The organism is Brasilonema octagenarum UFV-OR1 (assembly GCF_963888615.1).
In the GTDB taxonomy this organism is placed as follows: domain Bacteria; phylum Cyanobacteriota; class Cyanobacteriia; order Cyanobacteriales; family Nostocaceae; genus Brasilonema; species Brasilonema sennae.
The window spans coordinates 1-23,423 of the sequence record NZ_CAWPKW010000324.1 but is presented as its reverse complement, the minus strand read 5'-3'; the positions used below and the strand labels follow the sequence as shown (position 1 = coordinate 23,423).

The following is a 23,423-nucleotide window of genomic DNA, read 5'->3' as shown; positions in this document are numbered from 1 at the left end:
CAGTTATCAGTTGTCAGTTAGCAGTTAGCAGTTAGCAGTTAGCAGTTAGCAGTTACCAGTTTGTTCACTGTTTACTGATGACTGTTCACTGATTGGTGTTAGCCAATACCTTTAGCAATTTGGAAAGCTTCGCCAATCGGTCCAAATGCCAGGACTGGGAAGAAGGTGAGTGCGCCCAAAATAAGGATGACACCTGCGGTTACGCCGGTAAACAGTCCGGTATCGGTTCGCAATGTACCAGTCGTAAAGGGAACAGATTGCTTGCGCGACATACTATCAGCCAGCAGTAGCAAACCTATGATTGGGACATAGCGTCCTGCTAGGAGACTAAAGCAAGTACTTAGGTTCCACCACAAGGCGGTTGCGGTAGTTTTTGCTCCTGTTGCGATCGCTATTGGAGACGGTTGTGAATCGCCTAAGCCTTCAAACCCAGACCCGTTGTTGGCTGCAGCTGAGGCATATTCGTAGATGACTTGAGCAAAACCGTGGAAGCCAGGATTACTAATTCCTGCTAGTTGATCCGGGAATGCTAGGGTAATAGCTGCTGGAATCAAAATGGCGATTGGGTGAACCATCAGAAGCAAGAAACTGGCAAGCACTACCTCACGCTTTTCAATTTTGCGTCCCAGAAATTCCGGTGTCCTTCCGACCATCAGACCTGTAACGAATACTGCCAGAATTAGGTAAGCAAACAAATAAGCGGTTCCCGTACCTTGTCCTCCAAAAACAATTTGGAAAAACATATTGGAAAGGGTGACAAAACCACCACTAGGCATAAATGAATCGTGCAAGCTATTGACTGCACCGCACATAGTGGCAGTTGTGAACACAGCATACAGGGCTGATTGTGCCCAGCCAAACCGAACTTCTTTACCTTCTAGGTTCGGTTGCTGACTCCCCAACAAAGCGTTCACAGCAGGATTACCGTTGTATTCACCAATCGCTGTAATAATGACAAAGACCACTAGGATGGCAAACGGTATGCTGTAGACTAACCATGCTTGCTTGATGTTGTTGGCAATGATGCCATAGGTATAAATCAGCGAAGTGGGTATTGAGAGGATTGCGACAAGCTGGATGAGATTGGTCAAACCATTTGGATTTTCAAAGGGGTGTGCTGAGTTAATGGCGAAAAAGCCGCCGCCGTTCTCGCCTAGTTCCTTAATGATTTCAAAATGGGCAACTGGACCGCGGGCGATCGCCTGACTAATATTAGGATCTTCTAAAGTAGAAAACACCGCAGGACCAGCCAGTGTTTCCGGAACACCAGCTGCCATCATAATGATTCCCCCCACAATACTAATGGGTAGTAAAATCCTTGTGATTGAGCGAATCAGGTCTACGTAGAAGTTGCCTAATGGTCTGCCTGTCAACCCGCGAATAAAGGCGATCGCTACCGCTATTCCTGTCGCAGCCGAGGTGAACATATGATACCCCAGTCCCCACATTTGGCTGGCGTAACTCAAGTAGGTTTCACCAGAATAGTGCTGCTGGTTGGTATTGGTGATAAAGGAAATGGTGGTATGTAGTACTGTGTCCCAAGTTGGGGCACCTATTTTGGTTGGGTTGAGGGGTAGCCATCCCTGATTCATAATGATGAAGAAGATGAGCAACCCCATGACTACGTTGCTGTACAAAATTGCCCGCGCATACTGCCAACCCGTCATGTCTTCCCTGGCAGAAACGCCAATTGCGGAGTAAAGCACGCGCTCAACTGGGTTCAAAATTGGGTCGAGAAACGTCCTTTGTTCCTGAAAGACACGCGCCATGTATCGCCCAAAAAAGGGAGTTATCGCTACTACAATCAGCAGCGTTAATGCAATTTGAATACATCCTTGTAGCATGAGTTAGTCTAACTCCAGCATTAATAAATTAAGTTTGATATTTTCACATTGACAGCGTTTTTCAATTGATTTCACGACACTACTTTTGACTCCTTCACTTTCCTGAAATGTTGTCTACATACTTGAAAACTGCTGTTTCGTCTAGTGTCAATAATCCAAAAATGAAAAGTCTATCGGTATATAGGGGTGTGAACAGGTTTTTAACCGTGAACTAACTGCGAGTGGACTTCAAAGAAAGCCATAAAATCAACGTTAATGTAAATACACCTGCCGTTACAGCCGCTTTCCACTGATAAAGATAAGCTCTTATGGCTTTGTGTCGAGTTGCTCTATAGGAAATTCTATTCTCTTTCATAATTGCTTTGCACCCTATTTTTAGGTGCTTCTCAGATTCATCATTATCATTTTTTTATTCAAAGTTTACAAGATATAATTTATTATTGATGAATTATATCTATTAATATATATCTCTTAAGTTTGATAAAAGTTTAGCGCGTTTAGATAGCGTCTATATCTGTAAATATAGATAGAAATCAGAGGAAAATAAACAACTATTTCTAGTCAAAAGTAACTGGGTGTGGGAAGAATTTGTTATACTTGACACACAGCTTCTATGTTCCGTCTCCAGATGTCGGTTCTCAAACTTGTAAGCCATAAAGATAACCCGCGTTTGAGAACATCTTGGATAATTATTGGACTGTTTACGATTGTGGTGTTATTGGAGTTCTCTACTCCACCAGACTACGTGTTTGGTTACCTTTATATCGGTCCAATTATGATAGCAAACGCTCGTCTGAGTCGAATGGCAACGCTACAACTAACTCTAGTTGCTTGTGTTCTAACGATTCTGAACGTATGGGTTCCAAGCTTGTCTCTTGTTAGAGCTTCCACAATTGCTAGTCGATTGATTGCAGTCTTAGCATTAGTTGTGACAGGCGTTCTGAGCGATACGCGGAGCGTGACGCCCTTGGCGTATCGCAATCGTCTGTATCAAGAAGCACTCTTGAAACAACAAGCCAAGCTTCATGCACAAAACAAGTTAGCTAGTGTGCGAGAAGACTTTGCCTCAACGCTAACTCATGATCTGAAAACTCCTCTACTGGGTGCTCTTGAGACATTACAGGCGTTTGAACGAGAAAATTTTGGTCCTGTTGTTCCTGCCCAGAAAAAAGTTTTAACAACGATGATTAAGAGCCACCAGACTAGTTTGCAGATGGTAGAAACGCTCTTGGATGTCTACCGCAACGATATGGAGGGGTTAAAGCTACAGTTAGCACCTATTAATCTTGTTGAAATTGCTGAAGATGTGGCAATAACTTTGACCGAACTTGCTTCCAGTCGTCGCGTTCATATTTCCTGCAACTACGGTGAGTCAGACTTTCGCAAGTTTCTTTGGGTTCATGGTGATCCCTTGCAGTTGCAACGAGTATTTACTAATCTCCTGACTAATGCTATAAACCACTCTCCTCGCGGTGGCAAAGTGGAGGTTGTGCTGGAAGGAGGTTCTTCTTATCAAACTGCCAAAGTTATAGATACTGGGGCAGGGATAAAGCCAGAAGAACTGCCAAATCTTTTTAAGCGGTTTTACCAGGGACATAGCGATCGCCCTTCTTTGCCCAGAGGGGTTTTTCCAAAACCCCTCTCCCCAAATCTCCGATTTGGGGCAACCAAACTCCGTTTGGTTGGGGCATAGGGCGCGCCAAGGGCGATCGCCAAGCCAAAGGTTCTGGCTTAGGGTTGTATTTGACTCGTCAAATCATAGAAGCGCATGGTGGCAAAATCTGGGCAGAAAATGGATTTCCTAACGGCGCAATCTTTGCATTTTGCTTGCCAGTCTTGCCGTTTCAAATGTCTGTGTCTAACTGAAGTGTTTTTATACCAATTCAAAAAATATTTGCGACAGACGGAATGCTAAAAGTTATTACCAGTAACTTTTTCACAATCCAAAATTTCAAATATAAAATCCAAAATGGTATTGGATTTCCTTACTTTTTCTTTTGTCAAACAATTTATGCAGGGCGTTTTGGGTGAACATTTTCCTTCCCGAATATGGAGTTTGCCTCCATTTTCACCCAAGCCCTGCAAAAAAAGTGGCTGGTAGTCAAAAGTCGTCGCATTTACTACACTTCTGCCTCGAAAATTCTTCCTCAATATTCTACTTAACCTTCGCTTTTGCGGCAGATACAAGAGCAATTCTTTGCTCCTTACCAAGAATCATTTGTCCTCCCTTCTAAATGTTCTGGTAAGGGCACAAGAAAATTGAACATTGAGGCTTTCCAAAACGGAAAGTACCTAATTGTGTGCAATCTGTTTGTGGTGGTCAAACAGATTGTCAACTTCAGTAGCAAGTGGGTATCCCTTTTGCCAACTTACTGCCAGCTTGGGCAGGGGCATCGAATTCACAACCCTAGTAGGGTTTGTCAAAATTCGCTCTCCACTGCATCCGGTATTGGCTTAGTTGCCTCTGTTAATTGACTCTGCTGGCAAGCAAATGAGATTGTCGCCTTGAGTAAGGATTAAGCCACGTTGACGCAATTTACCCATCAAGCGGGTGACGGTGACACGAGTAGAACCGATCGCGCTGCCAATTTGGGCATGGGTGAGGGGGAAAGGCAGGCAATAACCGCGAATTACATCTGGATCGCTATCGCTCATTGATGGTTCTCCATATTCCTCAATCAACAATGTGAGGAATCCTAAGAGTCGGTCAATCGTGCGTCGTTGTCCCAAGGCACTTAGCCACAGCAGTTTGCGCTGGTGCTGGTACCTAAAGGCATCCATAACTTCGCGGCGGAAGTGAGGCCAGTTGTCCAAATCGTGCCAGTACATCCACAGTACAGCAGTTTGGTCAACATGGGCATAAGCCTGGAGCGTGAATGGCGACTGGGCAACAATTTCAAACGGTTGTCCTGCACCAACAAACCCTAAGAAAGCTTCTTCGGGAGTTCTATTGATGCGTCGAGATGTTAATTGACTTGCAGTTGCACTTACCTGGGCGGTTCCCACCATACGGATCGCACCCCTTTGCACCAAGTACAGCAATCCAGCTCGGGCTGGAATGCGCTCATCTTTGCTAAAGGTGCGGCAGCGGTAGTGTTCTTGAGCCCAATCAAGAATTCGTTGCCAAGTCAAAAAAGGACGTGAGGCCTCAGAGAAAGAGGATGGAGATTGCATAGGTAACAAAGAGCGTTCGGCGGAAGACAAAGACGTCATAAAAAGGTGCAAGGAGTGTCTTCGATGTCGGCACAACAGGCATTAAACCTAACTGTACCACTCATCCAAAAGGTAGAAAGCGTAGCTCCTACTCTTTTGTTATACTTCTTACTGTACAATTAAGGTAGTAAAATTTACTCTAATTTAATTAAATTTTGCACAATTCTAATTTTTCTTTCCGTAAATTTAACTTCTTTCCTCAGACAGATGACAAATATTGAAGACACGACGTCAAGAGTAAAAATACTTGATTTTTTGTGCAAAATAAATCACGTAAACATAAGTATAAAGCAATAAAACAGTTAGTAAGCAGCAAAATAGCAATCGCTTTAAGTACTTATGCTAATTTTCTGCATAGTGAATGCACAAATAACATAAATATTCCTCTATCTCAGGGTGGATATAATGGGACAATTCTTTATATTTCAGGTATAGCTTTGCGGCTGGCGAAATTTGAAAAATATCCCGCTATAGAGATTGCAAATGGCATTACCTCTCATATTTCAACAAACTATGACAAAGATTTCAAAGTTCAAGTCGTTTCCCCTGGTTGGATTCACCTGGAACTGACTCATCCCCTCTTAGCTGCTTGGTTGCAGAATCTTACTGTAGGGGGAGTTATTGAGCAAGGAGCGCTTAGCAGGGAGCAAGGGAGCAAGGAGCGCTTAGCAGGGAGCAAGGGAGACCAAGAAAGAATGTCCATTGGTTCTTTTTCTATGCAGCACCCCATTAAGAGCTCCATTTCCTCTTTTCCCTTTTCTTCCCCAAACTCTGGTTCCTTATTCACTGTTCAATACGCTCATGCACGCTGCTGCTCGCTTTTACGGCTGGGTGTTCACGAGGGATTGATTAAACTGGGGGAATCGAATGTTGATCAGGGTGATAATGTCAAGCAAAACCTTTGGTCAAGTATTTTTACTCCCAATCCCATTCCTTGGCTCAACAGCGATGAAAAACTGCGTTTCAATCACCCAGCTTCCTATCTCCTGATCAACGAGTTAGTGCGAGTGGTAGATAAAGTAGAGGGTTCTGATTTTGGCGACTCAGTTAATTGGGAAAAAGCTGCGTTAGATTTAAGTCGAGTTTTTGAAACTTTTTGGTGTAAATGCCAGATTTTCGGCGAAGTGAAAACTGCCTCACCAGAACTTGCTCAAGCCAAAATAGGATTGGTTTTGGCTACACAGTCTGTATTGAAGTTTATGTTGGAGGAAAAATTAGGTTATTTTGCTCTCGACGAAGTATAAAAATAAAATCTTTGAAAAAATAAACTTTTTTAACAATCATTGACTCGCCATATTTCCTTGGGTATACTATCCAATGTGTGAGGAGCGAACCAGCAAGAGCACCGAGACGAAACACGGCCAGTCGTCGGTGCTCTTTCTGATTTTATTGGTGGTAACATCTAAGTCAGGGTTATACAGACAAAATCCCCTGTGACTACCCACTACTAGCTACTTTTTACACAGTAAAAATCTCTCAATAGCAGCTGCAACTCCATCACACTCCACGTCAGGAGCAACCCACTGAGCTTTAGCCTGCACTGCTGCTGGTGCATTACCCATCGCTACACCTATAGCAGCATACTCCAACATTTCCACATCATTGAAGTTATCACCAATGGTCATGACATTAATTCTTTCTAGTCCCAGTAATTCTTCGGCTAGATAACGTACCCCAGTACCTTTGTTGACAAAAGGGTTAGTCGCTTCAAAAAATGTGGCAACAGATGTGGTGAGATATAGTTCGGCTGGGGTGTATTGACTGCGCAAATTTCCCAGTAACTGTTGAATAATATTTGTGTCATCGCACAATGCCAAAATTTTTGTGGGTTCATTGCTGGTAACTTGGCGTAAGTCTCCCACAGCAATAGGGTTAATTCCACTACGTTCTGCGTAAAGTTCTGTTTCCCTGGTTATTTCACGGACATAAAGCTGATCATTGATGTAGAAGTGAACAGATAAGAGCGTTCGTAACTCCGGTTGTTCAAAATAGTCTAGAAGCTTGTGTGCTAACTCTCGGGAAACAGGCAAATGGCGATGAATTTTTTGGGTAGCTGGGTCTTGAATCCAAGCCCCTTGGTAAGCTAATAATGGCAGGCTAGAGCCAATTTCTTGATGAAAGCGCAAAGCGGAACGATACATACGACCAGTGGCGATCGCCACTTGAATACCCCGTGCTTGTGCTGCAACAATTGCCTGCTTCACGGCTGTGCTGATGCTGTTAGATTTTCCTGCGATTGTGCCATCGATATCTACAACCAGCAGTTGAATGTCAAAAGTAGATGTATCCCCAATGGCAGGTGATGCCAATTCTGTGGCAGACACTTTATGCATAATTGATGAGTGAATATTGAGGTTCCAATAAGAGATTAACAGGCTATCACGCTGTAGAGACTTGCCCTGACTTGCACTGAGCGGCGCCGAAGTGGCGTAGCCGAAGGGCAAGTAAGAGTAAAGAAGACTAACAAGAGAATACAAATAAATTCATCTCGTCATTGTGAACAAATTTTTACACAGATATACAGATGAAACTGTGATTAGTATATGGTAAATGCTATATAGAATTATTTCGACTTACGAGTTACTACTTATATAGCAATCCTAAATGATTTATGAAAAATCTTAAGTATTGTAGGGTGGGCAGTGCTTACCGTATTTTGCTGACTACATCCGGGTTTTGCTAAGCACTGCCCAATGCTCTTATCCTCTGTCGGGAAACCCTCATCAAGTACTGGCTCCCCTACGTGTCGTTCTATATAGAATTATTTCCACTTACGAGTTACTACTTATATAGTTTGAGTAAGTCATGATATAAATCATTTTAATGCTATGAAAATGATTAGCAATACTTTCAACCATTGATCTTATAATTTTTAGCACTTAGAAAATATTTTTTTATTGAGTCTCAACATGAAAAAATCTCAAGTTTTATAGGACTAATATTTTAATTCTTATAAATAAAATAAAGGTTCGGAAAATACTCAAGTCACTCAATCAAAACCTAAGATATAAAAGAATGAACTCATGTTCGATTACTAAAAAAAGATTTGGATTCCAAACTAATATAGTTCAGAGCAGAATAAATTTCAGTTGATGTAGGCAGTCGCAACCCCAGAAAACCTTTCAGTTGGTGTTGGGTAGAGTTCCTCAAACGGACAGTTCGTTATAGTTAGGGAAAGTGTTGCTGTGTAATTGTCTGCCCAACTAACATCGTTTTATTTTTTTTTATAACTGATCGATATTAGAGCCTAAACAATAGAGTATTTTCCAAAACAAAAAATAAAGGATTTATATGATTAGAAAAAAAATAACAGGACTTTTTGCTGCAACTGCTGCTATCACAAGTGTATTTTCTGCTGTCACTCCTGCAAGCGCTGCCACATTTACTTGGGAGAACCTGACACCCTACGAAGTTAAAGACAAATCAACTGATGATTCAGGGTTTCAATCTCGAATTCCTGAGTTCCAGCAATATGTGCAACAGGAAAGAATTGCAATTCCTGAAGACACATTAAATAAACTAGACCCCACGAAGCTGAGTCTGAAAAATGACCACAATGTTCGCGTTTGGTTCTTAAATGAGGGTGCTGGCTATAAGAACCAGTTGGCTTATGAAGCTATCAACGGTTCTGACTACCAAAAAGGATTGGTTTTTGACAATATTTCTTGTAATACATCAAATGGCGCTAATTCAACGTGTCAGATGGGAGAAGAGAATGGTGTTTTAAATATCGGAGACTATGTTGATTTAGGCACTAAAGCAGCTGGAACTGAACTCAATTTCTTTCTGAAAGCAGATGGGTTTAATAATCCTAACGGCTATGTTTACGGCGCAGATGCCACTCAAAATCCAGACAAACTGAATCATTTAGTAGCTTATGAAACGGATGGTTATCTGTTGGTGGGTTTTGAGGATTTGTATGGACCAAAAGGTTTGAAATCTGATGGAAATGGTCTTTTAACAGCTGATCGCGACTTCAACGACGTTGTTTTCTTGATTGATTTAGGTAGGGACAACATAGCGACTGTTCCAGAATCTGCAAGTGCGATCGCACTTTTGGGTATGGGAGGAGTTGGTGTGGTGTTACAACAGCGTCGCCGTCGCCAAAAGCAAGCCAAGCAAATAGCTTAATTTTCTCTACATATGGGATTCGTAGGGGAAGTCGCTGGCTAAAATAGGTTTATGTCCCAAACAACACCAAAAAACCAGTTGGCTTCCGATTCCTTAACGACTACTTCTCCCACATTTATCCTAGTGGATGGACACTCCCTCGCCTTTCGTTCGTACTTCGCTTTTGCCAAAGGAAGAGACGGCGGATTACGGACAAAGACGGGAATTCCCACAAGCGTGTGTTTTGGCTTTCTCAAATCTTTGTTGGAGGTGATGGCGACTCAACAGCCACAAGCAATGGCGATCGCCTTTGATTTGGGTTTGCCAACCTTCCGCCACGAAGCATATGATAGATACAAAGCAAACCGTCCAGAAACACCAGAAGATTTTATTCCAGATCTGAAAAATCTACATGAGTTGCTGGATGCTTTGAACCTGAAAATTGTCACTGCTGCTCGTTACGAAGCAGATGATGTTTTAGGAACTTTAGCACAACAAGCAGCGGCTGCGGGATATCAAGTCAAGATTGTCAGCGGCGATAAAGATTTGTTTCAACTCATTGACACCGAAAAACAAATCAGCGTCCTCTATCTGAGTGCAGATGCTTTCAAAAGTTCTAAAGCAAGTCTTAAGGAATTTGATCCACAACAAGTTAAAGAAAAACTAGGTATTTTACCATCACAAGTCGTTGATTTTAAGGCTCTTTGCGGTGACAAATCAGATAATATTCCTGGTGTCAGGGGAATTGGCGAAAAAACAGCCACGAAATGGTTAAATGAATATGGTTCTCTTGACCAAATTTATGCTGCGTTACATGAAATCAAAGGCACACTTCACACAAAGCTAGAAGCAGGGAAAGAGGATGCACAGAAGTCTCGTAAATTAGCGGAGATTGTCCTTAATGTTCCTTTAGAAGTTGATTTAGAAAACTGCATCCTCAAAGGGTTTGATATCAGCGCCCTAACACCTATTTTAGAAAAGCTGGAGTTCAAGTCTTATTTGGGAAAAATTAACGAACTGCAGAAGCAGTTTGGTGGGAAAGTTGAAGAAACGCCAGAAACAGAAACACAGAAACTACTCAGTACTCAATTTAAGCCAAGCACTGATAACGAGGATGATGCTTTGTAGTTTTTTAGTGCGGCTCATGAGTGAATGTTGAAGTCCCAACATAGAGATTCACAGGCTATCAGGTTGTAGAGACGACTAACAAGAGAATACAAATGACATCTCATGCTGTCACCAAAAACAAGCCAAGGAAATCGCTTAATTATCTCTACAGATGTGATTCGTAGTGAAAGTCGCTCGCTAAAATAGGTTTATGTCCCAAACAATACCTACAAATCAGTTGGCTTCCGATTCCTTAACGACAACTCGCCCCACATTTATCCTAGTAGATGGGCACTCCCTGGCTTATCGTTCGTACTTCGCTTTTGCCAAAGGAAGAGACGGCGGATTACGGACAAAAACGGGAATTCCTACAAGCGTCTGTTTTGGCTTTCTCAAATCTTTGTTGGAGGTGATGGCGACTCAACAGCCACAAGCAATGGCGATCGCCTTTGATTTGGGTTTGCCAACCTTCCGCCACGAAGCATATGATAGATACAAAGCAAACCGTCCAGAAACACCAGAAGATTTTATTCCAGATCTGAAAAATCTACATGAGTTGCTGGATGCTTTGAACCTGAAAATTGTCACTGCTGCTCGTTACGAAGCAGATGATGTTTTAGGAACTTTAGCACAACAAGCAGCGGCTGCGGGATATCAAGTCAAGATTGTCAGCGGCGATAAAGATTTGTTTCAACTCATTGACACCGAAAAACAAATCAGCGTCCTCTATCTGAGTGCAGATGCTTTCAAAAGTTCTAAAGCAAGTCTTAAGGAATTTGATCCACAACAAGTTAAAGAAAAACTAGGTATTTTACCATCACAAGTCGTTGATTTTAAGGCTCTTTGCGGTGACAAATCAGATAATATTCCTGGTGTCAGGGGAATTGGCGAAAAAACAGCCACGAAATGGTTAAATGAATATGGTTCTCTTGACCAAATTTATGCTGCGTTACATGAAATAAAAGGCACACTTCACACAAAGCTAGAAGCAGGAAAAGAGGATGCACATAAGTCTCGTAAATTAGCGGAGATAGTCCTTGATGTTCCTTTAGAAGTTGATTTAGAAAACTGCATCCTCAAAGGATTTGATATCAGCGCCCTAACACCTATTTTAGAAAAGCTAGAATTCAAATCTTTTTTAGGTAAAATCAACGAACTTCAGCAACGTTTTGGTGGGCAAATTGAACAAACACCAGAAACAGAAACAAACGAACCAATCAGCATTCAACTTAAGCCAAGCACAAATAACGAGGATGATGATTCGTGGTTTTTCACTGCGGAAGACACAGCAAATCAACAGCAACCCTCTGTTTCTACAATTAAACCAGACATCATTAACACTCCAGAAAAACTCACCGAATTAGTCAGCCGGTTGCAAACATTCACTGATACTCAGCATCCCGTTGCTTGGGATACTGAAACGACTAGTTTAGAACCACGAGATGCTGACTTGGTGGGAATTGGCTGCTGCTGGGGAACAGAACCAGATGAGATGGCTTACATACCGCTTGGTCACAAAGTCGGGGACAATTTAAACAAAGATATTGCCTTAGAAGCACTACGTCCAATTTTAGAAAGTGCTGATTATCCCAAAGCTTTGCAAAATGCAAAATTTGACCGCTTAGTTCTACGGTGTCAAGGAATTAGGTTGGTGGGAGTTGTCTTTGACTCCATGCTAGCAAGTTATGTCCACAATCCTGATAGTAACCATAATCTGAGTGACTTAGCTCAGCGTTACTTGAGTTTAACAGCAAAAAGTTATACTGATTTAGTTCCAAAAGGGAAAACCATCGCTGATGTGGACATTCCCAGCGTCGCAGATTATTGCGGTATGGATGTTTATGTCACATTTCAACTCGTGGCAAAATTGCGAGAGGAACTTGAGAAAATTTCAGCTTTACATAAACTACTAGTGGAAGTAGAACAGCCACTAGAACCAGTATTAGCTGAGATGGAATATCAAGGAATCTCCATCAATACAGCATACCTACAAGAACTTTCACAGCAATTAGAAACAGATTTAGCCAAGTTTGAACAGAAAGTTTATGACATTGCTGGAGAGAAATTCAACTTGGGTTCCCCCAAACAATTGAGCCAGATATTGTTTGAAAAATTAGGGTTAAGTACGAAATATTCCCGTAAAATTAAAACGGGTCATTCTACAGATGCTGCAACACTGGAGAAACTACAGGAAGGTGATACAACTGGTATTATTGATGCCATTATTGAGTATCGTACCTTATCGAAATTGAAATCAACTTATGTAGATGCTCTGCCAAAATTGGTTCGTCAGGATACTCATAGAGTACATACAAGTTTTAACCAAACGGTAACATCTACTGGTAGGTTGTCATCTTCTGACCCTAATTTACAAAACATCCCTATTCGCACTGCTTTTAGTCGCCAGATTCGTAAAGCATTTGTGCCAGAATCTGGTATGTTGATGGTTGCTGCTGATTACTCACAAATCGAGTTACGGATTTTGGCTCATTTGAGTCAAGAGCCTGTTTTAGTTGAAGCTTATCAACAAAATGAGGACATTCACACTGTAACAGCACGGCTGGTTTTTGAAAAAGAAAATGTCACGTCAGAAGAACGACGCTTAGCAAAAACCATCAACTTTGGTGTAATTTATGGAATGGGTTCTCTGAGGTTTTCGCGATCCACTGGTGTGGATAAAGCCAATGCGAACGAATTTATTAAGCGATTTAACAGTCGCTATCCCAAGGTGTTTGAATATTTAGAGGGAGTCAAAAAACAGGCAATATCCCAAGGTTATGTCGAAACAATTTTGGGGCGTCGTCGTTATTTCGATTTTACCAGCAACAACATACGCAAATACAAAGGCAACAAACCAGAAGATATTGACTTGAAAAAACTCGGTAATGTAGGTGCTGAAGATGCGGGGTTACTTCGTGCAGCTGCCAATGCTCCCATTCAAGGTTCCAGCGCTGATATTATTAAAATCGCGATGGTCAAGCTGCATGAAGTTTTGCAAAGTTATCAAACGCGTCTGTTGTTACAGGTCCACGACGAATTAGTGTTTGAGGTTCCACCAGAGGAATGGGAAGAATTACAACCGCATATTAAGTCTGTCATGGAAAGTGCGGTGTCGTTGAGTGTACCCTTAATTGTGGATGTTCGCGTGGGCGACAATTGGATGGAGACTAAGTAGGGAGTCTTATCAGTTATCAGTTACCAGTTATCAGGTAGGAAACGGACTCGTTCACCCCTTGTTTACCCTATGGCTAACGCCACGCCTTACGGCTATCGGGTATGCGCAAAGCGCACGCCTGAGGGCGAACGCCAAATACCTAGGTCGGGAAACCCTCCTGCAACACTGGACTCACTGTTCACTGTTTACTGTTTACTGATTCGGTTAGTCATCAATCTCCACTTTATAGATCGACCCATTCGGCTTCACGTGGACTTTTTGCTTCTGATTCCCGTTCTGGAACTTTACTTCATAGTGAGTCTGATTGTTATCGTTTTCTTTCTCCGCCGAAATCAGCTTCGCCGACGGGAAGCGCTTCTGTATCGCTTGGGTGACAGTTTTAGGCAAATCGGTGAGGGCGATGTCATCAGCCAAGGAAGGAAACGCCCAGAAACCAACGACAGTAACAATCATCCAACCCACAAACTTAGTACGCATGGTTTGCATATCTAACTCCTGAAAATATCATTTTAGTTCTGGCAAAAATGTTAAATAGTTGTCAGTCTAAAGTTGCCAGATTGCTTGTTATTCTAGGGTGTCTTCGCTACGTTGTGCGCCTACCTCGTGGTGTACGTTTCTTTTACAGGGCTTATTCTTATCGTTAGATGATGGACTATGGTGAGATATGCTTGGCCAAATCTCACCAAAAATCTTAAACAGCAACCGTATTGCCTTTTAAACAGGTTTTTTACCCATCAACCGCAAGAAAAGTTTTTCCAGTTCAATCCACACAAACATCAAAGCACTAAAACCAATGCAAATACCCAACTCAGTTGGACTCAGCCAGTGAGTACCAAAGAAATTGCGTAGGGGTGCCACGTAAATGAGCATTAATTGTAAGATTGTTGTGACGACAACAGCCCCTAATACAAAGAGATTTGAGAAGGGATTCATTTCTATAGTCAGTCGGGTATTCGAGCGAATTGCAATAGCATGACCCATTTGCGCGACACATAGGGTAGTGAATACCATTGTCTTCCATCGTTCTGGGTCTAGTCCGGGACCAGTGACTGCTTGAACATGATGATATGCCCACTCCATGAGAATAATCGAAATGATGGCAAAGATAATACCAATCCGAATCATGTAAGAACCCAACCCCCTAGCAAAAATACTTTCGCGGGGACTGAAGGGTGGACGCTTCATCACGTCGGGTTCAGGAGGTTCTACAGCTAAAGCCAGTGCTGGTAAACCGTCCGTAACAAGGTTCATCCAAAGAATTTGCAACGGCGAGAGGGGAACGCCTCCCAGTCCGAGAATTGGTGCTGCTGCAATCGTGATCACCTCACCAATATTACTTCCAAGAATGTACTTGATAAAGCGGCGAATGTTGGTGTAAACAACTCTACCTTCTTTTGTGGCAGTGACAATGGTAGCAAAGTTGTCATCAAGTAACACCATATCACTGGCTTCCTTGCTCACGTCGGTACCAGTGATACCCATTGCAATACCGATGTCAGCTTGTTTGAGGGCTGGTGCATCGTTAACACCGTCACCTGTCATGGCAACAAATCTGCCTCGACGTTGTAGTGCTTGGACAATTCGCAGTTTATGTTCGGGGGCGACACGAGCGTAAATGCTTACTAAGTCAACGTTTTGCTCCAAATCTTGGTCGCTCATCCGTTGTAACTCTTGACCTGTAATGACACGATCGCCCTCTTGTGCAATGCCCAAATCTGTGGCGATCGCTCGTGCTGTCAGTTGATGGTCTCCAGTAATCATCACTGGTCGAATACCCGCATCCCGACATTCTTGCACTGCTGCTCGTACCTCTGGACGTGGTGCATCCAGCATTCCGATCAATCCCAGCCAAACTAAGCCTTGCTCGGATGTCTCATCTGACCCTTCGGGCGGAATTTCGGTGAGGGGTTTGTAGGCAAAACCCAGCACTCGCAAACCTTTACTCGCCATTTGGTCATTTTCTGCTAATATATCGCGGCGTTGCTGATCATTCACAGGTGTTGAGCCAGTGCCTGCGTGAAAGTGGGTACAACGTGCTAAAATTAACTCTGGTGACCCTTTGGTGAACATCAAATACTTTTCAGATTGGAGCAAGTTGCTGATCACAGGGTCTGGTGATGTTAACGACGATACACCATCGTTCACTCCTTCAACCCGACAAATCACGCTCATGCGTTTGCGTTCTGAGGAGAAGGGGAACTCGCTAACGCGAGGTAACTTGCTGTCCCACTGGTCTTTTTCTATCCCTCCTTTCCCCGCCAGAGTTACCAAAGCCCCCTCTGTGGGGTCGCCCAAGATTTTCCATTCTCCTTGTTCCTGTTGTAAAAAGGAATCATTACACAACGCACAGGCAACTAATAAAGTTTGGATTTCTGGAGATTGGTTTATAGAAATTGTTTGACCTTCTAGCTGAAACTCGCCTTTGGGTGTGTAACCTTCTCCAGTCACACGAAAAGTTTTGTTGTTCGTGTAAGCGGATTGGACAACCATCTTGTTCTGAGTTAAAGTACCAGTTTTATCAGAACAAATAGTGGTGACAGAACCTAGGGTTTCCACTGCTGGGAGTTTGCGAATCAAAGCATTGCGACGTACCATGCGCTGGGTTCCCAGTGCCAAGGTAACGGTAATAACTGCCGGTAAGCCTTCTGGTACGACAGCAACTGCCATACTTAGAGAAACTTCCACAAGGTCTTGAAGGTTGCTAAAACCTTTTCCTTGCATCATGTTTTGGATGACACCGCCCCCAACGACGATCGCCACCAAAATCAAAGAACCTGTGACGAGGACATTACCAAGTTGAGTCATCCGCTGTTGCAATGGAGTTGGTTCACTTTCCACCGCTTGCAACATGGAAGCTATTTTGCCAAGTTCTGTCTTCATCCCAGTGTTTGTCACCAGAATCTTGCCTCGTCCTTGGACGACTTCAGTGCCTTGATAGACTACATTAAGGCGATCGCCCAATGATGTTTCTTCGGGCAAGACAAGTTCTGCCCGTTTGTTAACCGCTTCAGCTTCACCAGTGAGTGCCGATTCTCGTATTTGCAGGTTAGATTGTTCTATGAGGCGTCCGTCTGCAGCAACCTGTACCCCTGCTTCCACGAGCATCACATCTCCTGGTACCAAATCTTTACCAGCAATTTCCACTGGTTTGCCATCGCGAATAACTCGCACGTTGGGAGAGGAAAGTTTTTTTAGGGCTGCTAAGGCTTTTTCTGCACGGCTTTCTTGAACATAACCGAGTATGCCATTGAGGATAACAATCGCTAAAATGGCGATCGTGTCCTTGAAGGGCACCTCACCAGGTTTCAATTCGCCTTGTTGCCAAGATATGAGATCCAAAGCTCCAGAAATTATGGCTACGGCAATCAGCATCAACAACATAATGTTTTTGAACTGATCCACCAAAATTTCCCAAGCACTGCGTCCTGCAGTTTCTTCTAGTTCGTTGGGACCATATTCTTGCAACCGCTGTTGTACTTCTTGGGATGTTAAACCACTGTCTGCATTTGTTTTAAGCAGTTCCAATGATTTATCAACCTCCAAACTATGCCAAACAGCGGCGGCTTTTTCAGGTAGAGAGTGAGCAGACATCGCGATAGGTCACAGGGAATGGTTACAAAATTCGATCATAATTTAGCAATGGCTGGAAAACCATCAACACAAGGTTACATTAGGTTGAGCACCAAATTGTACAATGCACGTAAAATTCTTGACAATTCCGCATTTTTTCTTGCGAATAATCTTCCGGATAATATGGGCGTGCTACTCGATCACGAAGACTTCCATGACACAAAATAATATTGATAATTATGAGTAACACAAGTAGAAAACTCCGTCACCAAGACATTCTCTCCTTCGATTCTAAGTACGACTCATCATTAATACGGTTCGCAAATCAAAATTATGCCAAAACAGGAAAATGAATTCTCTCGTTTTGCCAATTCTGAACCTGTTTGATAGTGACATGTACTAAGTGTGCTATACCCTTGATGAAACTAGTTTATATATGACTTTTACACTTCCCAGTTTTCCATCTACCAGCCACATGCTTGGGAAAAGGACAATTCGACCCCTTGGTGCTGCAACCCTTTGTGGCATTGCCTTTATTGAAGATACACTCCTCGCTATTGATACTGTCAAAGGGCATTTGTTGCAAATTAACCCTCACTCTGACAACACCCAAATTCTCAATTCCCATCAAGTCAAAGATTTTATGGATGTCACTGGGATTTCGGTCTGGAAAGATACTCTTTGGCTGACTAGAGGCAATCAAGTTTATCTGTGCAACCTAAATTCGTTGGGTTTGGAACATTTTGTAACCTTACCTTATACAGCTGATGGGATTGCTGTTTGGGAATCAACTATCTACGTTAGTTGCCAAAAGCAGGGAGGTATTCTGATTTTTGATCGCGATACGCGAAAACAAATTACTAAATTTTATGCCCCTGGGGTTGGGGTAGAAAATTTGGCAGTGGATGAAGAAACACTTTGGGTCAGCGATACAGTGGAACAAACTGTGTACTGTATCGACAGGGCTACTGGGGAAGTTACATTTGCTGTACTAACACCGTTTGATTCTCCCACGGGGATAGCGATACATAAAGATAGTGAAACGGGCAAAAAAACTCTCTACGTTGCCTATGCCTCTGAAGAACCATATGTCCGGGATAATCCCAATGCTGATCCGAGTCATGAGCTATCTTACCGCGATCGCACTTTCATTCACCCGCTCAATTACTCTCACAATCCTGATAAACGTTATACCCTCTCCAATGGCTATCTTATAGAAATGTCTTATATGGAAGAGATAGCGCCATTAGAGGATGTGTATTTACCAGAGGTAGAATGGCGTATTGCTTTGCCCTCAGAAACTGAGCGTCAAAAGATCAAACACATTGAACCGATTGGTCTACCTTTTACAGAAGAAATCGTACAAGGGCAACGTGTAGCTGTTTTCAAATTTGATGCCCTCACTCCAGGAGAACGGCATATTTTTGGCTGGAAAGCAGTTTTGGAAGTCCGGGGAATTAAGTATCGTATTACGCCCACAGATGTAGAGAATATACCTGAATTATCAGTAGAACTGAAATCCCGCTACCTAGTGGATGATGATGATTTGGCAATGGATACCAGCATTGTTCGCCGCGCCGCCCGTGAAGCAATTGGAACTGAAACGAATCTGCTGCGGAAAATGTACAGTATCCGCAACTACGTCTACGATGAGTTGTCCTATGGTATTAAACCCCATATTGACACGCCAGATATCGTTTTAGAACGAGGAGTTGGTTCCTGCGGCGAGTATGTAGGCGTTTTACTTGCTCTATGCCGTTTAAATGGCATCCCCTGTCGTACAGTAGGTCGTTACAAATGTCCTCCCTACGCTGAATACCAGCAAGTTCCTCTGCAACCTCAGTATAATCACGTTTGGCTGGAATTTTACGTACCTGGTTTCGGCTGGTTACCGATGGAATCCAACCCTGATGATGTTGGTAGGGGTGGACCTTATCCTACAAGGTTTTTTATGGGCTTATGCTGGTATCATATTGAAATTGGTAAAGGAATCTCCTTTGAAACCTTGATGAGTCAGGGGGCTAGACTCACCAAAGAAGATCTTTCAATTGGTGAGTTAGCGATTAATCACATTCGGTTCACAATTTTAGAGGAATTGCCACCTGCTTCATAAGAGTAGGTATGGGGTGTGGTGATATTTTCCCTACACTCCGCACCCTCTTGAATCTTATTTTTTGTATGCTGTAAATAGCGGCACCAAGTACGACATTTGGTTAGTCAACTTCTGGCGTGTCTCTCCATTACGCGTTTCCTCAACTTGAATATCGTAATAATGAGATGGCTCGTAAGCTAGCGTTCGATACGATAGCGAGGTGCTAGAGTCTCTACTAACAAATGCTGGTTTCTGCTTATCTTCAACAGAAAAATATTGTGCTGGCTGAATCAATGCTCCCAGCAATTCGGTTTTAGCGCCATTGACCGCTTCAATAACGGTGCCAGCGCGTTCGGTCTTAAGACCCAGAATCCACAGATTGCCGCCATTATTCACTATTTTGGTACCGCCATATTCATCATTTAACTGTCGTGCCCAAACGTTCTGATTTGGTTGAACCCGTAACGGTTCAATATTCACATCCTCAAGGAACAAGTCGCCTGCACCAGGACTTGAGGTGTATTGGTAGACACCATCCTTGAGCGCTACTGGTCGCGATGAATTTTGCTCGACTTTCACTCCATAGCCGAATTGCTCGATAATGAGCGGATCTGAACTATCCCCCTCGACCACAAACTTAATGCCACCGCCATTTATACCATCAGGATGCTGATTGATGACCGATGAAAACCCGACGATGCGTTTGACCGATGCGGGTACGGTAACCACCGTTTCGTTGTAGGAGAAGTATTTGTCAAAGGGGAAGTAAATCGTGGACTTGCCGGAGTTAAGCAACGACTGCAAAGAGCTCATATCGCCGTACTCTTTAGACACAAAGCGTCCCCAATTCGCCATATTGTTATCTTGGTTCTCTGGAGTCTCCTTAATTGGCAAGTTGAGAGAGTTCTTCGGACCGTCGAACAACTGGTAGGTATTCGAGGCATATTCGGTCTGCGTTGTGCCAGGGACTACCGTGCCTTTGTACTGAATCGCTGACTGATAGCCAGTGGTAGTAAGGTTACGTGCGTAGAGTTCACCTTCGGTTTCAATTGCGCTAACGTTCGGTGCACCCCCTTGGAGGTCAGCGTCTAGTAAGGTAACCATACCAGCCCAGCTCGTTCCCTTAATCACTGGTACACTGTTGGTACTGTGGAGTCCGCGAATCGTAAGTGCCCCATAGACGTTGTTAATACCTGCTAAGCGCTGATTCTTCAGGGTTATATCCTCGAAAGTTGGACCATATTCACCCGAGGTGACTCGAATGCCATAGTCAAAGCCTTCAATCTGGACATGCTTGATTAGACATGGACCTGGCCAATTGCGATCCATTGCCAGACCAGTAAAACCCTTGCCGTCCTCAGATTTAATCGTGACATCTTGCAATGTGCCCATGTTGTTGGAAATGTAGTCAATACCGATTGCCCCAGCATTGCCGTTTCCAGTGTTAACGGTGAGGTTCCTGATGTACTGGCGGAAAGACATATTCCCATCTTGGGTTTGAATGACTGACTTGGGGGCATTAGGGTTATCGAAGCCAGCTGCATTGTCCTTAAGACGGATGGTGGTAACGCCATTGCCCTGACCTTGAAGAGTGACGTTGCAGCCAATCCAATTGAGTGTACCACGCACATCGTAAGTACCTGCTGGCAAGTAAAGTGCTTTAGGGCGACCGTTGTACTGATCAGGTGCACCATATATTGAGTTGCCATTAGCATCGCGCCGTTCATCGTCAAGCGCTTTTTGGATAGCGGCAGTATCGTCGATGCCATCGTTAGGCTTTGCCCCGTAGTCTTCGATGCTTTTCATGAAACCTTCTGGAAAATTTATTAGACCTCCTAGAGTTGCATGGTAAGTTCGCTGCGTTTGTGGTTGCAACGATGACACTGTTTCTATTTGACCGACTTTATACTCTAAGTTCCAATCGCCTCCTTGAGCAGCATCCCCTGTTAAATCAGTGGAAGCAGCAATATCGGCTCCTGTTAGTTCGCTTAGTTTTGTGACAAAACGGCTACCTTGTTCGCCTTGAGCAACGTTACAGCCGTCTATGAGAATATCAGCATTATCAGTAAGAGCTTCTGCCCAACTTTGGAATTGTTGGCTGTATCGGTTAACGGTAGCAGAGTCTAGGGAGGTTTGTCCTAATTGCAGACGCCCTGATGCCCCATGAGAAAGAATTTCTACTTTGGAAACGACATGATTGTAGTTGGACAATTCCCTCGTGATTTGCTCGATACCATCCTTGGAAGGATCTAGGACAACCACCTTCGCGGATGGTGAGATACCAGCAACCAGACTTTGATAATCTTCTAAATGAGGGTCAATAAAAACTAAACTCTCTTGAGCCGCCTTTTGCGGTGAATTTCCTTGAGAGTTATGAGCCAGTAATTCATCCTTGCCCTTGCTCAAGTCGCCCGCTAGTCCAAAGTCATAATGGCTGCTGCCTACTAGGTTATCGAAGTCTTCGGAGTCATTGAGCAGTGTATCGCTCTGATTCACAACAGGCAACCTGCTAAAACTTTCAGCAGATAGGTTGGTAGACGGCGAATTAAGGTTGTTCGTATTGACTGCTGTTATGAAGCTATTGGCAATGTTGGTATATGCTCCCTGCTGAGTATTATCTGCGTCTAATTGAGGGTTTGTTTTCAAACTAGATACAACATCATAGGTTGTATAGTTTGAGGTTTGGGAAGGAATTTGTAGCGACGCGTCAGCAGAAGTCATGGAGTCCCCTTCCTTTTTTTATGATGTTTCTGAAACCAGATACTACACTGAATCAGGAATCAACGTCAAGATTAGGTAAAAATATGATTTTTATTTACAAACTTTTTAAAATTGTTATATTTACGCTCTCTAGTTTTGCAGTGGTAAATCTTTGAATGTAGAAAATTCACATATTTCGTTAAACGGACAAAAGCGGCAGTGAGAGCCAGGATTTGGTTGAAAAATTTTACTGAAGTCACTGCTTTTTTCTTGATATTTTTGTAAATCTTGCTGATGTTTTTTGGCAATTTCAGCTAATTCCCATTCTATGATGTCTAATTCATCCTTAGAAGGGCTAATTATCTCCGATTTTTTGCAAAGTTCTAAGTTATAAAATGAAGCTACTGCTTGATGTCTGGGGTAAAGGTAACGAGCAGCTAGCAAATAAACTAATGCCTGTCTTCGGTCAAAGGCAGATTTCCCAGTTTTAAAATCTATAATATGCAAAATGCTATCAGACTCAATAAATACACAGTCCATCACTGCATACAAACGAAAGTGATAACGTTGTTGTGAAATCAAAATCGGTTTGGGAAAACCCTCATCTCCGCGAGTTAAAAGGATGATACGTTTGCCTAAAAGTAAGGGTTCATCGTAATATTTTTTCAAAATTTGTAAGACACGTTGCTTAACTTCATCAGTTGAGTTGCTTAATCTCAAAAGCTGTGCAACTTTTTCGACACCATCAGATTGGTTCAACAGATGAATGTGGTGATGAAATTCGTAAATGCCTTTTTGTGCTAGTAAACCAATACGCTGCGATGCTGTCGCTTTTGTCAAAAGCGCTTTGACTTGTGGTTCGTGTTGTCGCGCTTTAATAAAACCTCTTCTCATCTGGCAATGCCAACGTTGTTGCCATGCGGCTGGGGCAACTAAAGACCAAAGGTGATAACTGGCAAACGGCTGATCAAGGGATGACATTGCTCAGAATTGGTGACAGAAAATACGGTGGAAAACAGTTGTGACTACATTCGGTTGGCGGTAAGTGTGTTGGTTGTAGTATTCAGGATGTACGAGAAAACTAGCAACAATCGGTGTTAGTAGTCATTCGAGTTGATCCTGAGCGTAGCCCAAGGGTCAAATAAAATTCAATACAAGGGATAGTTGAACATAATTCCTGTTAAGTTCACTTCCATTCTAAGTGCAAAACGTGACAAGAGCGACGGGCGATAAGCCGGAGGCTTGACGCTACGCGTATCGCAAGTTGTCTTCAAACAGTTTAAAACAATCACTCGTGAGTGATTGTTGCCTACGATACTTGTTTTCTCACTCTTACATTTGCTTACATAGCAACCCAAGTCAAAGCTTGGCTTGAGTTAGAGGTAAAATCACGCTATCAAGATTGCCCCACACCAGTTATCATCAATAACGCCCGTTACCTAAATTTAGTTAGGGCGATAATGTTCACCGCAAAACCTATAATCCAACACTATGTTGTGGGATAAAATATATCCGACACTGTGCTGGTTCAGCCGATGCATCTAACCACGGAATATCGGTGTAGTTCCATTCCCCAAATAACTTCATCGCGGTTATTGACTAGTGCGATACC

The 23,423-nt window shown here is 43.0% G+C and carries 12 protein-coding genes and 2 pseudogenes; 7 read left to right on the top strand and 7 right to left on the bottom strand.

The annotated features are described in order from the left end of the window. Positions 1-98 precede the first annotated feature (98 nt). Positions 99-1,844, bottom strand: coding sequence for a potassium-transporting ATPase subunit KdpA (gene kdpA / locus AC5590_RS28975; RefSeq protein ID WP_169266766.1), 1,746 nt, complete (start codon positions 1,842-1,844; stop codon positions 99-101). Between the two features lie 613 nt (positions 1,845-2,457). On the opposite strand from kdpA, the gene AC5590_RS28970 reads away from it, so the two are divergent. Beyond that, entirely contained in the window at positions 2,458-3,537 is a 1,080-nt protein-coding gene (locus AC5590_RS28970) for a sensor histidine kinase (protein ID WP_370460809.1), read from the top strand. A gap of 14 nt (positions 3,538-3,551) precedes the next feature. Continuing rightward, positions 3,552-3,710, top strand: a pseudogene (locus AC5590_RS28965) (sensor histidine kinase); the annotation flags it as partial. A gap of 588 nt (positions 3,711-4,298) precedes the next feature. Here the strand turns inward: AC5590_RS28965 and AC5590_RS28960 are convergent. Continuing rightward, entirely contained in the window at positions 4,299-5,057 is a 759-nt protein-coding gene (locus AC5590_RS28960) for a Crp/Fnr family transcriptional regulator (protein ID WP_169266765.1), read from the bottom strand. Positions 5,058-5,314: 257 nt separating this feature from the next. Here AC5590_RS28960 and AC5590_RS28955 point away from each other — a divergent pair, with 257 nt between their 5' ends. Further along, positions 5,315-6,301 carry a DALR anticodon-binding domain-containing protein gene (locus tag AC5590_RS28955; RefSeq protein ID WP_169266764.1) on the top strand — a complete coding sequence of 329 codons (987 nt, stop codon included), beginning with the start codon at positions 5,315-5,317 and terminating at the stop codon, positions 6,299-6,301. A 207-nt stretch (positions 6,302-6,508) separates the two neighbouring features. On the opposite strand, the gene AC5590_RS28950 is transcribed toward AC5590_RS28955, so the two are convergent. Continuing rightward, positions 6,509-7,390: a Cof-type HAD-IIB family hydrolase gene (locus AC5590_RS28950; protein ID WP_169266763.1), complete on the bottom strand. Its 882-nt coding sequence runs from the start codon at positions 7,388-7,390 to the stop codon at positions 6,509-6,511. Positions 7,391-8,348: 958 nt separating this feature from the next. On the opposite strand from AC5590_RS28950, the gene AC5590_RS28945 reads away from it, so the two are divergent. From AC5590_RS28945 to polA, 3 genes and pseudogenes are all read left to right on the top strand, one after another. Next, on the top strand, positions 8,349-9,188 hold the full coding sequence (locus AC5590_RS28945) for a DUF4114 domain-containing protein (protein WP_169266762.1): 840 nt from the start codon (positions 8,349-8,351) through the stop codon (positions 9,186-9,188). Positions 9,189-9,239: 51 nt separating this feature from the next. After that, positions 9,240-10,283: pseudogene (locus tag AC5590_RS28940) on the top strand (5'-3' exonuclease); the annotation flags it as partial. A 202-nt stretch (positions 10,284-10,485) separates the two neighbouring features. Beyond that, the gene (gene polA / locus AC5590_RS28935) at positions 10,486-13,449 is read left to right on the top strand and encodes a DNA polymerase I (RefSeq protein ID WP_169266760.1); all 2,964 of its coding nucleotides are present in this window, start codon (positions 10,486-10,488) and stop codon (positions 13,447-13,449) included. Positions 13,450-13,653: 204 nt separating this feature from the next. On the opposite strand, the gene AC5590_RS28930 is transcribed toward polA, so the two are convergent. Both AC5590_RS28930 and AC5590_RS28925 read right to left on the bottom strand, forming a co-directional pair. Then, positions 13,654-13,935, bottom strand: coding sequence for a PepSY domain-containing protein (locus tag AC5590_RS28930; RefSeq protein WP_169266759.1), 282 nt, complete (start codon positions 13,933-13,935; stop codon positions 13,654-13,656). Between the two features lie 228 nt (positions 13,936-14,163). Then, positions 14,164-17,040, bottom strand: coding sequence for a cation-translocating P-type ATPase (locus tag AC5590_RS28925; protein WP_169266758.1), 2,877 nt, complete (start codon positions 17,038-17,040; stop codon positions 14,164-14,166). A gap of 415 nt (positions 17,041-17,455) precedes the next feature. Here AC5590_RS28925 and AC5590_RS28920 point away from each other — a divergent pair, with 415 nt between their 5' ends. Further along, complete coding sequence (locus AC5590_RS28920) at positions 17,456-19,132, top strand: transglutaminase domain-containing protein (RefSeq protein WP_169266757.1); 1,677 nt, start codon at positions 17,456-17,458, stop codon at positions 19,130-19,132. Positions 19,133-19,186: 54 nt separating this feature from the next. Here the strand turns inward: AC5590_RS28920 and AC5590_RS28915 are convergent, their stop codons facing one another. Both AC5590_RS28915 and AC5590_RS28910 read right to left on the bottom strand, forming a co-directional pair. Continuing rightward, positions 19,187-21,832: a DUF4347 domain-containing protein gene (locus AC5590_RS28915; protein WP_169266756.1), complete on the bottom strand. Its 2,646-nt coding sequence runs from the start codon at positions 21,830-21,832 to the stop codon at positions 19,187-19,189. Between the two features lie 129 nt (positions 21,833-21,961). Beyond that, on the bottom strand, positions 21,962-22,792 hold the full coding sequence (locus tag AC5590_RS28910) for a PD-(D/E)XK nuclease family protein (RefSeq protein WP_169266755.1): 831 nt from the start codon (positions 22,790-22,792) through the stop codon (positions 21,962-21,964). Between the last annotated feature and the right edge of the window lie 631 nt (positions 22,793-23,423).